At 69.0% G+C, this 11,336-nt stretch carries 10 protein-coding genes; 7 read left to right on the top strand and 3 right to left on the bottom strand.

The window, feature by feature from the left end; all coding sequences use genetic code 11:
- The 5 genes from FHY06_RS09855 to FHY06_RS09835 all read left to right on the top strand — a co-directional run bounded on the left by FHY06_RS09855 (nt 1) and on the right by FHY06_RS09835 (nt 4,880).
- Nucleotides 1-789: a cell division protein FtsQ/DivIB gene (locus FHY06_RS09855; protein ID WP_019656762.1), complete on the top strand. Its 789-nt coding sequence runs from the start codon at nt 1-3 to the stop codon at nt 787-789.
- Between the two features lie 30 nt (nt 790-819).
- On the top strand, nt 820-2,049 hold the full coding sequence (gene ftsA, locus FHY06_RS09850) for a cell division protein FtsA (protein WP_019656763.1): 1,230 nt from the start codon (nt 820-822) through the stop codon (nt 2,047-2,049).
- A 171-nt stretch (nt 2,050-2,220) separates the two neighbouring features.
- Nucleotides 2,221-3,441 (top strand): cell division protein FtsZ, encoded by a 1,221-nt coding sequence (ftsZ, locus tag FHY06_RS09845; RefSeq protein WP_019656764.1) that lies wholly within the window; start codon nt 2,221-2,223, stop codon nt 3,439-3,441.
- A gap of 319 nt (nt 3,442-3,760) precedes the next feature.
- Complete coding sequence (lpxC, locus tag FHY06_RS09840) at nt 3,761-4,684, top strand: UDP-3-O-acyl-N-acetylglucosamine deacetylase (RefSeq protein WP_164713436.1); 924 nt, start codon at nt 3,761-3,763, stop codon at nt 4,682-4,684.
- A 19-nt stretch (nt 4,685-4,703) separates the two neighbouring features.
- Complete coding sequence (locus FHY06_RS09835) at nt 4,704-4,880, top strand: hypothetical protein (protein WP_019656766.1); 177 nt, start codon at nt 4,704-4,706, stop codon at nt 4,878-4,880.
- A 111-nt stretch (nt 4,881-4,991) separates the two neighbouring features.
- Here the strand turns inward: FHY06_RS09835 and FHY06_RS09830 are convergent, their stop codons facing one another.
- Nucleotides 4,992-5,948, bottom strand: coding sequence for a LysR family transcriptional regulator (locus FHY06_RS09830; protein ID WP_184604697.1), 957 nt, complete (start codon nt 5,946-5,948; stop codon nt 4,992-4,994).
- Between the two features lie 117 nt (nt 5,949-6,065).
- Here FHY06_RS09830 and FHY06_RS09825 point away from each other — a divergent pair, with 117 nt between their 5' ends.
- Nucleotides 6,066-7,391: an alpha-methylserine aldolase gene (locus tag FHY06_RS09825; RefSeq protein ID WP_184604695.1), complete on the top strand. Its 1,326-nt coding sequence runs from the start codon at nt 6,066-6,068 to the stop codon at nt 7,389-7,391.
- A gap of 19 nt (nt 7,392-7,410) precedes the next feature.
- Here the strand turns inward: FHY06_RS09825 and ruvC are convergent, their stop codons facing one another.
- Nucleotides 7,411-7,974: a crossover junction endodeoxyribonuclease RuvC gene (gene ruvC, locus FHY06_RS09820; RefSeq protein ID WP_184604693.1), complete on the bottom strand. Its 564-nt coding sequence runs from the start codon at nt 7,972-7,974 to the stop codon at nt 7,411-7,413.
- Nucleotides 7,975-8,124: 150 nt separating this feature from the next.
- Between ruvC and FHY06_RS09815 the strand changes: the two genes are divergently transcribed.
- The gene (locus FHY06_RS09815) at nt 8,125-10,203 is read left to right on the top strand and encodes a tetratricopeptide repeat protein (RefSeq protein ID WP_184604690.1); all 2,079 of its coding nucleotides are present in this window, start codon (nt 8,125-8,127) and stop codon (nt 10,201-10,203) included.
- A 138-nt stretch (nt 10,204-10,341) separates the two neighbouring features.
- Here FHY06_RS09815 and FHY06_RS09810 read toward each other — a convergent pair whose 3' ends face one another.
- Complete coding sequence (locus FHY06_RS09810; protein WP_019656771.1) at nt 10,342-11,331, bottom strand: phosphatidate cytidylyltransferase; 990 nt, start codon at nt 11,329-11,331, stop codon at nt 10,342-10,344.
- Nucleotides 11,332-11,336 lie beyond the last annotated feature (5 nt).

The raw sequence follows: 11,336 nt of genomic DNA, 5'->3' as shown, positions 1-11,336 counted from the left end.
ATGGCCGACAGCATCCCAGCGCCTTTCGACGTCAAGCTCATGAACATCGTCGCCAACCTTGCGTTCGCGGCGGTGGCGCTCATGCTGCTTGCCGCGGGCGCGTGGTGGGTGCTGCGCCAGCCTTTCTTCCCGATCGCCGGCATCAAGGTGGACGGCGAGGTCACGCACAACAACGCGGTCACGCTGCGCGCCAACGTGGCGCCGCAGCTGTCGGGCAACTTCTTCACCATCGACCTGGCGCGCGCACGCGCGGCCTTCGAGTCGGTGCCGTGGGTGCGCAGCGCGGTGGTGCGCCGCGAGTTCCCGAACAAGCTGCGCGTGACGCTGACCGAGCAGGTTCCCGTGGCCACCTGGGGCGACGAGGCCGGCTCGAAGCTGATCAACGGCTTCGGCGACGTGTTCGAGGCCAACGTGGCCGAGGTGGACGACAGCCTGCCGCGCCTGGATGGCCCGATCGAGCAGGCCGGCCAGGTGCTGGGCATGTACCGCGTGCTGCAGCCGCAGTTCCAGCCCTACGACCTGAGCATCGACGAGCTCACGCTGTCGAGCCGCGGCAGCTGGAAGGTGGTGCTCGACAGCGGCGCCGAGATCGAGCTCGGCCGCGGCCAGAGCGAAGAGGTGACGGCCCGCCTGCAGCGCTTCCTGAAGACCGTGACCCAGGTCGCGGGCCAGTACCGCCGCAGCATGGCCGACGTCGAAGGCGCGGACCTGCGCCACAACGACGCGTATGCCCTGCGCCTGCGCGGCGTCACCACGGTCTCGCCCGAGGCCCCAAGAAAAATCAAGTAGCGAATACCGAGGAATCGAGGACATATCCCAATGCCCAAAGAATACAAAGACCTGGTCGTAGGACTCGACATCGGCACCTCCAAGGTGATGGTGGTCGTGGCCGAGGTGCTGCCTGGCGGCGAGCTCAAGCTGGCCGGCCTGGGCATCGCGCCGAGCAATGGCCTCAAGCGCGGCGTGGTGGTGAACATCGACGCCACCGTGCAGAGCATCCAGCAGGCGCTCAAGGAGGCCGAGCTGATGGCCGACTGCAAGATCAGCCGCGTCTACACCGGCATCACCGGCAGCCACATCCGCGGCATCAATTCGAGCGGCATGGTGGCGGTGAAGGACAAGGAAGTGACGCCCGCCGACGTGGCCCGCGTGGTGGAGACGGCGCGCGCCATCAACATCTCCAGCGACCAGCGCCTCTTGCTGGTGGAGCCGCAGGAGTTCGTGATCGACGGCCAGGACGTGAAGGAGCCGATCGGCATGAGCGGCATGCGGCTGGAGGCCAAGGTGCACATCGTGACCGGCGCGCAGAGCGCGGCCGAGAACATCATCAAGTGCGTGCGCCGCTGTGGCCTGGAGGTCGACCAGCTGATGCTGAACCCGCTGGCCTCCAGCCAGGCGGTGCTGACCGAGGACGAGCGCGAGCTGGGCGTGGTGCTGGTGGACATCGGCGCGGGCACGACCGACGTGGCGATCTTCACCAACGGCGCGATCCGCCACACCGCGGTGATCCCGATCGCGGGCGACCTCATCACCAGCGACATCGCGATGGCGCTGCGCACGCCCACGAAGGACGCGGAAGACATCAAGGTCGAGAACGGCTTCGCCAAGCAATTGCTGGCCGACCCCGAGACGCAGGTCGAAGTGCCGGGCCTCGGGGACCGCGGCCCGCGCATGCTGAGCAAGCAGGCGCTGGCCGGCGTGATCGAGCCGCGCATCGAGGAGATCTTCTCGCTGGTGCAGCAGGTGGTGCGCGAGTCGGGCTATGAAGAAGTGCTGTCGTCTGGCGTGGTGCTCACGGGCGGCAGCGCCGTGATGCCCGGCATGGTCGAGCTCGGCGAGGACATCTTCCTCAAGCCGGTGCGACGCGGCATTCCGAAGTACTCCAGCGCGTTGTCCGACATGGTTGCGCAGCCTCGCGCCGCTACAGTCATGGGCCTTCTCGAGGAAGCACGTTTCGCGCGCATGCGCGGCTTCAAGGTCGCACAGAAGAATGGGTCGGTAAAGACTGCATTCGGTCGTTTCAAGGACTTCATCGTGGGGAATTTCTAGCCATGATCAAGTCCCCACTCTGGCTCGCGCGCGGCAGCCCTCCGATGCATTTCAGCGAGCGATGGCGACGCACAGGTCCACCATCGCGGCGCGCCCATCGTTGAGCCTCTCAACACACAAGAAATATTCACAGACACATAACGGCAACTGCAAGATTCAAGGAGCTAGAAAATGACCATCGAAATGATCGAAGTCGAAGAGTTCAACCAGGGCACCCAGATCAAGGTGATCGGTGTCGGCGGTGGCGGCGGCAATGCGGTCGCCCACATGATCGAGCGCGGCGTGCAGGGCGTCCAGTTCGTCTGCGCGAACACCGACGCGCAGGCCCTGCAGCGCAGCAACGCACACAAGATCATCCAGCTGGGCACCAGCGGCCTGGGCGCCGGCAGCAAGCCAGAGAAGGGCCGTGACGCGGCCGAGGCTGCGGTGGACGACATCCGCGCGGCCATCGACGGCGCGCACATGCTGTTCATCACCGCCGGCATGGGCGGCGGCACCGGTACTGGCGCCGCTCCCGTGATCGCGCGCGTGGCGAAGGAGATGGGCATCCTCACCGTGGGCGTGGTGACCAAGCCCTTCGACTGGGAAGGCGGCCGCCGCATGACCAACGCCGACTCCGGCCTGGCCGAGCTCGAAGCCAACGTCGACTCGCTGATCGTCGTGCTCAACGAGAAGCTGCTCGACGTGCTGGGCGAGGACGTCACGCAGGACGAAGCCTTCGCACAGGCCAACGACGTGCTCAAGAACGCCGTGGGCGGCATCTCGGAAATCATCAACGAGTACGGCGGCGTGAACGTCGACTTCGAGGACGTGCGCACCGTGATGGGCGAGCCCGGCAAGGCCATGATGGGCACGGCCGCGGCCGCGGGCCCCGACCGCGCGCGCATCGCCGCCGAACAGGCCGTGGCCTGCCCGCTGCTCGAAGGCATCGACCTCTCCGGCGCCAAGGGCGTGCTGGTGCTGGTGACGGCCTCGAAGGGCTCGCTGAAGCTGAACGAGTCGAAGCTCGCGATGAACACCATCCGCGCCTACGCATCGCCGGACGCGCACGTGATCTACGGCGCCGCCTACGACGACAGCCTGGGCGACGAGATGCGCGTGACCGTGGTGGCCACCGGCCTCTCGCGTCCCGATGCTCGCCGCCAGCAGCCGACGCTGGAAGTCATCCGCACCGGCACCGACAACATCCCGTTCACCGTGCCGACGCTCGGTGGCGTGGGTCATGCCGGCGGCGTGGGTGCGGGCGGCAGCCAGCCCAACTATGACGGCATGGCGGTTCCCAGCGTGTGGCGCACCAACCGCACGATGGCCGCCGCGAAGGTCGACGCGCTGTCCTCGGGCGGCATGGACGACTTCGAGATCCCCGCGTTCCTGCGTCGTCAAGCTGATTGAACCTCGCTCGCCCCCCAGGCTGCGCGCACTTCGTGTCGCTTCGCCAACCCCCCTGCCGGGGGGCAACACCTGAGGCCCGGCAAAGCCGGTTCCTCGGTGTTTCGCGAAGGGACCAGCCAGACGCAGAGGGCACGGGGGGGCGCAAGGGGCACAGGGGCGACCCGAAAGGGATGTCCGCTGGCTCTACGCGCTGCGCTCGCCTCGTGCCCTTTGCGTCCATTTCGGGCCAATTCCAAGGAATTGCATAGAACCCATGTCTATCGGTGCCATAGCGAGGGGCATAGGCCGCCATGCCCGCCGCGCGCCTAAAATCCCGGCCGTGCTGCAACAACGAACCCTCAAGTCCATCAGCCGCGCCGTGGGCGTGGGGCTCCACAGCGGCCAGCGCGTGGAGCTGACGCTGCGGCCGGCACCGGCCGACACAGGGATCGTGTTCCGCCGCGTCGACCTTCCCGAGCCGGCCGAGATCCGCATGACGGCCGAGTCGGTCACCGACACGCGCCTGGCCTCCACGGTCTCCACCGGCGGCGCCAAGGTTCAGACCGTCGAGCACATCATGTCCGCCTGCGCGGGCCTGGGCATCGACAACCTCTACATCGACATCACGGCCGACGAAGTGCCGATCCTCGACGGATCGGCTTCCTCGTTCGTGTTCCTGCTGCAAAGCGCGGGCATCGCGCTGCAGAAGGCGCCGCGCCGCTTCATCCGCGTGACCCGCAAGGTCGAGGTGCGCGAAGGCGAGGGCGCCAATGAGAAGTGGGCGAGCCTGGAGCCCTACCACGGCTACAAGCTGAGCTTCGAGATCGACTTCGACCACCGCGTCGTCAACTCCACCGGACAGCGCGTGGAGTTCGACCTCGGCACCGGCTCCTACAGCCGCGACATCGCGCGCGCGCGCACCTTCGGCTTCACGAAGGAGGTCGAGTACATGCGCAGCAAGGGCCTCGCGCTCGGCGGCGGCCTCGACAACGCCATCGTGATGGACGACACCAAGGTGCTGAACGAAGGCGGCCTTCGCTACGACGACGAGTTCGTCAAGCACAAGATCCTCGACGCGATGGGCGACCTCTACATCATCGGCAAGCCATTGCTGGCCGCGTACAAGGCGTTCCGCTCGGGCCACGCGCTCAACAACAAGCTGCTGCGCGAACTGCTCTCGCACAGCGACGCCTACGAGGTCGTGACCTTCGAGGACGAGAAGCGCGCCCCGCGCGGCTTCGGCGAAGTCGCGCGCGCCTGGTAGGCCTTCCGCACTTCCTCACATGCTCCTGTTCCGCTGGGCCATCCTGCTGCTCCTGCTGGTGGCCGGCGTGTGCTTCGCGTTCTATGCGGGCACGGGACAGGTCAAGTACCGCCGCATCGGCTGGATCGTGCTGAAGTGGACGCTGCTGGCGGCCTTCGGCTTCTTCGCGGTGCTGATCGCCGAGCGGGTGGCCTGACCAAGTTCGCCCCCAGGCTGCGCGCACTTCGTGTCGCTTCGCCAACCCCCTTCCGGGGGCAACACCTGCGGCCCGGCAGAGCCGGTTCCGCGGTATTCCGCGAATTTGCTTTCAGACCGACAGAGTTTGCAGGGCCTGCACCTGGCGCGTGAGCAGCGGTCCCTTGCGGTGCGCGGGCACCAGCAGCACAACTGTGTCTCCCAGCGCTTTGGGCCTTCCCCACGGCGCGTGCAGCTTGCCTTGCGCCAGCAGCGGCGCGACGAGATGCTCGCGGCCCATCAGCACGCCTTCGCCATCCACTGCGGCCTGGAGTGCCAGGCTGTAGAGCGAGAAGTCGGGCCCTGCGGCGAGCGCCTCGGCCTCGGCCGCCGTGGTGGCGGGCCGCACGGCCTGCAGCCAGCGCTGCCAGTCGTCGAGCCAGACGGTGTCGTGCAGTCCGCCGCTGCGCTGCAGCAGTTCGGCCAGGTCTTCGAGCGTGCGTGGGCGGCCGCTGGGCAACGGCTCTCGAAGGCGCGGGCTGCACACCGGCAGCAGCCGGTCGCGCACCAGCGGTATCGCCTGTGCGCCCGCCGCGCTTTCGATGTGTTCGCCCGCGCGCGCATAGAACAGGCCCAGGTCGAAGGGCTCGCGGCGGAAGTTCGGCGGCTGCTCCAGCGCGGTCACCGACACCTGCACGCCCGGCAGCTCGGCCTTCAGCCGCGAGAGGCGGGGTGACAGCCACAGCTGTGCCACGGCCGGCAGCGCGGCCACCTGGAGCGTGGTGCGGCGCGCGGCGGTCTGGGTCTCGTGCCGCAGTGCCTGCACGGCGAGGCCGAGCTGGTCGACGGCCGCGCTGAGGGCGGGCAAGGCGCGACGCCCGTGCGCGCTGAGGCGAATGCCCTGGCTGTGGCGCTCGAAGAGCGCGCCGCCGGCCCAAGTCTCCAGCGCCTTGATCTGCTGCGCGATGGCGGCCGGCGTGACGAACAGCTCCTCGGCCGCGCGCGCGAAGCTGCCATGGCGCGCGGCCGCCTCGAAGGCGCGCACGGCGGTGTGCGGCGGCAGGCGGGGACGCGGCGGTGCGAGCGGCATGGGGCAGGTCCTTCAGGCCAAGTTTCTCTATGGCTCGGGGCCAGATTATCCGGTTTGCCCCAGCGGCGGGGGCAGGCGACGATGAGGCCATCCACCACTAACAGCGAGATCCGACGCATGCCTGCCGCCGCCCTGCAACGCCGCCCCTGGGTTCCCGCCGCCAGCGAGGACCACGTGCTCTCCATCGCCTCCGATGCCGCCGCGCGCGATGCCGCAGGCGCCGCCGCCGAAATCGAAAGGCTGGTGGCCGACAGCCATCGCATCCACGACGTCGACGGCCTGAACCTCAACCCCGCCACCAACGTGATGAACCCGGCGGCCGAGGCGCTGCTGTCTCGCGGACTGGGCTCGCGTCCTTCGCTGGGCTATCCGGGCGACAAGTACGAGATGGGGCTGGAGGCCATCGAGCGCATCGAGGTGGTCGCGGCCGAGCTGGCGGCCGAGGTGTTCGGTTCGAAGTTCGCCGAGGTGCGCGTGAGCTCGGGCGCGCTGTCGAATCTCTACGTGTTCATGGCGACCTGCCAGCCCGGCGACACCATCGTCGTGCCGCCGCCCAGCATCGGCGGCCACGTCACGCACCATGCGGCCGGCGCCGCGGGCCTCTATGGCCTGAAGCCGGTCTCCGCGCCGGTGGATGCCGACGGCTACACGGTCGACGTGAACGCGCTCGCGAAGCTGGTGCGCGAGGCGAAGCCGAAGCTCATCACCATCGGCGGCAGCCTGAACCTGTTCCCGCATCCGGTGCCCGAGATCCGCGAGATCGCCGACGGCGTGGGTGCGAAGCTGCTGTTCGACGCGGCGCATCTCTCGGGCATGGTGGCCGGCAAGGCGTGGCCGCAACCGCTCGAGCAGGGCGCGCATGCGATCACCATGAGCACCTACAAGAGCCTGGGCGGGCCCGCGGGCGGGCTGATCGTGTCGAACGACGCGGCGCTGATGGAGCGCATCGACGCCATCGCCTACCCCGGCCTCACTGCCAACTCCGACGCGGGCCGCACGGCCGCACTGGCCCGCGGGCTGCTCGACTGGAAGGTGCACGGCACCGCCTACGCGGCTGCGATGCGCGAGACCGCGCAGGCGCTGGCGAGCGAACTCGATGCGCGCGGGCTGCCCGTGTTCGCGAAGGCGCGCGGCTTCACGCAGTCGCACCAGTTCGCGCTCGAGGCCGCGCGATGGGGCGGCGGCCAGCACGCAGCGAAGAAGCTCGCGCAGGGCGGCCTGCTGGCCTGCGGCATCGGCCTGCCGATCGCGCCCGTGGAAGGCGACATCAACGGCCTGCGCCTGGGCGTGCCGGAGATCGTGCGGCTGGGTTTCACGCCCGGTGACATGCCCCAGCTCGCGGCTTGGATCGCACGCGCCCTCGACGGCGATACGGCTTCGGTGGCCGCCGAAGTGCGGGAGCGCCGCAGGCACCTCGGCGAACTGCGCTACATCGTGCGCTGACGCAGGCAGCCGCTTCGGCTCAGCGCGAGCGCCCCTGCCGGTAGGTGCCGGCAGGCAGCGCTGCAGAACTCTTCGACGCCTCGGCCGCTTCGGCCAGACGCGCCATCGAGCGTCCCACCTGCGCGTGCGTGATGGCGATGCCCAGCGCGTCCGCCGCGTCGGCGCCGGGCAGGCCTGGCAGGTCGAGCAGGCGCCGCACCATCTCCTGCACCTGCGCCTTGGCCGCCTGGCCATGGCCGGCCACCGCCTTCTTCATCTGCAGTGCCGTGTACTCGGCCACCGAGAGGTTGTTGCTGACCAGCGCCGTGACGCACGCGCCGCGCGCCTGTCCGAGCAGCAGCGTGGACTGCGGGTTCACGTTGACGAAGATGATTTCCACCGCCGACGCATTGGGCTGGTAGCGCGAGGTGATCTCCGCGATGCCGTCGAACAGCACCTTCAGCCGGGCCGGCAGGTTGTTGCCGGTGCCGAGGTGCCGGGTGCTGATGGTGCCGCTGGCCACATAGCGCAGCGCATGGCCGTCCGCATCGACCACGCCGAAGCCGGTGGTCTGCAAGCCGGGGTCGATGCCGAGAATGCGCATGAAAGGAAACGTAAAGGCCTAAGCCTGGGAAAAGATTGTCAAAAGAGTTGCGAGGAGGGGGCTGAAAGCCGGCTGATCGTGGGCAGAATGCGCCCCGGTCCGTACCGTCCGCCCCGCCCCGCGCGGGGCGCGCCATTCAAGGAAGCGAATGTGAATGTAGTCGAGTCCTCCGCGCAGCAGCAACTGGACGAGGTGCAAGCCTTGATCGCACGCCTGCAGATGCATCCTGCCGAACGCGCGACCGCCAGCTTCCGCCGCATCGAGCTGCTGGACGAGCTGGGCCGCCGCAAGGAAGCGGTGGCCGCGAGCGTGAGGCTGCTCGACGAGTACGCTGCGAAGCCCGAGGTCGGCGTGGTCGTGCCCTGCTGCCAGACCTTGCGCCTGCTGGCCCACATGCTGCGGCAGCTGCACCGCCCCGCCGATGCGCTCGCCACGCTCGAGCGGCTGATCGCGGCGCACGGCCAGCGCCCCGAGCCCGAGATCCGCGAGCACATCGTCCATGCGCTCTATCAGCGCACATGGTGGATCGACGATCCCGCCGCGCGCTGCGAGGCCTGCGACGCCATGAGCGAGCTGCTCGACAGCCAGCCCGATGCGGCGCTGGACACTTGGCGCGTGGAAGCCCGGCTGCTCAAGGCCGAGATCGAGCATCACCGCGGCCTGCCGCAGGACGCGCTGGCCACGCTGGAGGCCGTCATCGAGCGCTTCGACAGCAGCACCGATCCTGGCGTGGTGCTGCGCGTCGCGCGTGCGCGCCTGGCTTCGGTGCTCAACCTGCGCGAGCTGGCGCAGCATGCGCAGGCACAGGTCATGTGCCTGGCGGTGGCCGACCAGATCGAGGCCGGCCTGGCGCACGCGGCGCCCGAGCTGCGCATCGAGGGTGTGCGCGCGCTGACGCTGTTCTTCGACGGCTTCGGCATCGACGAGCATGCGAACCGCGCTGAGCTGGTCGGCTGGCTGCTCGACCGCTATGGCCACGACGCCTCGCCGCAGGTGCGGCGCATGGCTGTGCGGCGCGCCTACGACTGGTCGGTGGGCCTGCGCGAATCCGACGACGGCGAGGCCGCGCTGGCCGCGTGCGATCGGCTGCTCGCCACCTTCGGCGCGGACACCGACGCAGTGGTGCATCGCACCGTGGCGAGCGCGCTGCTCAACAAGGGCTTCGTGCTGCTCGAGCGGCTCGGCCGCGCGGAGGAGGCGCTGCAGGTCTACCAGCAGCTCGCGAGGCAGCTGCAGGGCTCCTCCGAGCCCGAGCTGCAGGACACGCTCGCCAAGGCCACCGCCGGCCGCCAGGCCTGCCTGAAGCGGCTGCGCAAGGCCGATGCCGAAGGCAACCTGCCGGAGCTTCCGACAGAGGTGCGCGACGAGGTGCGCGACAAGGTCAGGCAGGGCCGCAGGCATGGCGATGCCGGCGAGTCGCACGAGGCCATCGCGCTGTTCGACGAGCTGCTGGCCGCGCACGCGGCCTCGCCGCATCCGGAGCTGCGCCGCCAGTGCGCGCGGGCGCTCGTCCACAAGGCCTTCTGCCTGGTTGCTCTGGAGCGCTTCGAGGAAGTGATCGCCGCCGCCGACGCCATGGACGCGCGCTACGGCGCCGACCCGTCCACCGAGATGCAGGAGACCGTCGCGCTGTGCCTGCAATACAAGAGCACCGCGCTCGACCGCCTCGGCCGGCACGACGAAGAGATGCGCGTGCACGACGAGATCGTCGCTCGCTGGGGCAACTCCGAACTGCCCGACCTGCGTGGCCGCGTGGTGGGCGCGCTGTTCCGCAAGGGCGCAACGCTGCGCCAGGCGCGCCGGCTCGAAGCCGCCGTGGCCTGCTACGACGAGGCCATCGCGCGCACCAGCGGCGCAAGGGAAGGCACGCTGCAGCTCTGGGCCGCCAAGTCGATGATCAACAAGGCCAGGGCGCTCGACAAGCTCGGCGATGCGGCGGGGCAGATCAAGGCCTATCGCACCCTCATCGCCCGCTTCGGCGATTCGGGCGATGCAGCGCTGCGCGAGCGCGTCGTCAACGCCTGCGAATGGCTCGCGGAAGCCGAAGGCCGCCAGGGGCGCGTTGAAGCGCAGCGCGCCGCCCTCGAAGCCGCACTGGGCCGCTTCGGCACCGCGCTCTCAACAGATCAGCGCACCCGCCTCGCGCGCGAACTGCAGGCCCTGAAGGCCAGGGCCCTCGGCCGCAAGGCCAAGGAAGCCTTCGACCGGGTGGTGCGGCGCAGGGCCTAAACCTCCCCCGACCCGGCCAGCCTCAGGGGGTCTTCCAGGAATACCGTGGAGCCGGCTTTGCCGGGCCACCGGTATTGCCCCCTGCAAGGGGGTTGGCGAAGCGACACGAAGTGCGCGCAGCCTGGGGGTTTGCCAAAGTCATGCGTTGAAGTACCAGCGGATGGAGTGAAAGAAGATCGGCGCCGCGAAGCACAGCGCATCGACCCGATCCAGCAGCCCGTTCGCCCCCGTTACGCCGGCATCCTTGCGGCCCCAGTTCGGAATCCCCCGGTCGCGCTTGAGCGCCTTCATCACCAGGTGCCCCATCGAGCCCGAGATGCATGCGATGACCGACACCGCCAGCGCCTGGCCGAACCTGAAAGGGGTGATGAACGAGAACAGCGCGCCCACCAGGCTCGCCACCGCGATGCCGATGGCCCAGCTGGTCCAGTTGAAGCTGCGGCTCACGTTGGGCGCGAAGGGTTCGCGCTGCATGCGCCGCGAGATCAGGTGCTGCACCAGCACCGAGGTCTGCACCACGAACACCAGGAAGAACACGAGGAACGCGCTCTTGCCCTCGTAGCCCGGAAAGCTCAGCAGCAGCAACGCCGGCACGTGGCTCATGCCGTAGACGCAGACCATGATGCCCCACTGCAGCTTGGCGTTGCGCTCCAGGAACTGGCTCGGGTCGTTGGCCAGCGCGCTGGCCACCGGGATCGCGAGGAACACGTACACCGGGATGAACACGGTGAAGAGGTCGAAGCGCGCGGTGGCCACCAGCCAGAACTGGATCGGCAGCACCACGAAGAAGGCCAGGATCAGGCTGCGGTGGTCGCCGCGCCGCGTGGGCGAGAGCGTGATGAACTCGCGCAGCGCGAAGAAGGAGATGAGCGCGAAAAGCACCGTGGCCACCGTCTCGCCGAGCGCCCAGCCGATCCAGAAGACCAGCGCCATGAACCAGCTCGTGCCGAGCAGCTTGCGGAAGTGCGCCAGCTCGGCCTGCCAGGCCGCGTCGTGCACGGGGTTGCGCTTCTCCCTGAAGCTCAGGAAGAACGCGGTGGCGCTCACGATCGCGAGCACGCCGAAGACGATGAGAAAGAGCGCCGCGACCTGCTGGGTCGGGCTGAGGCTGCGCAGGAACTGGTTCATGTCGT

The sequence above is a fragment of the Variovorax atrisoli genome (genome assembly GCF_014195185.1).
Taxonomy (GTDB): Bacteria; Pseudomonadota; Gammaproteobacteria; order Burkholderiales; family Burkholderiaceae_C; genus Variovorax; species Variovorax atrisoli.
This window is presented reverse-complemented; position numbering and strand designations above follow the sequence as displayed.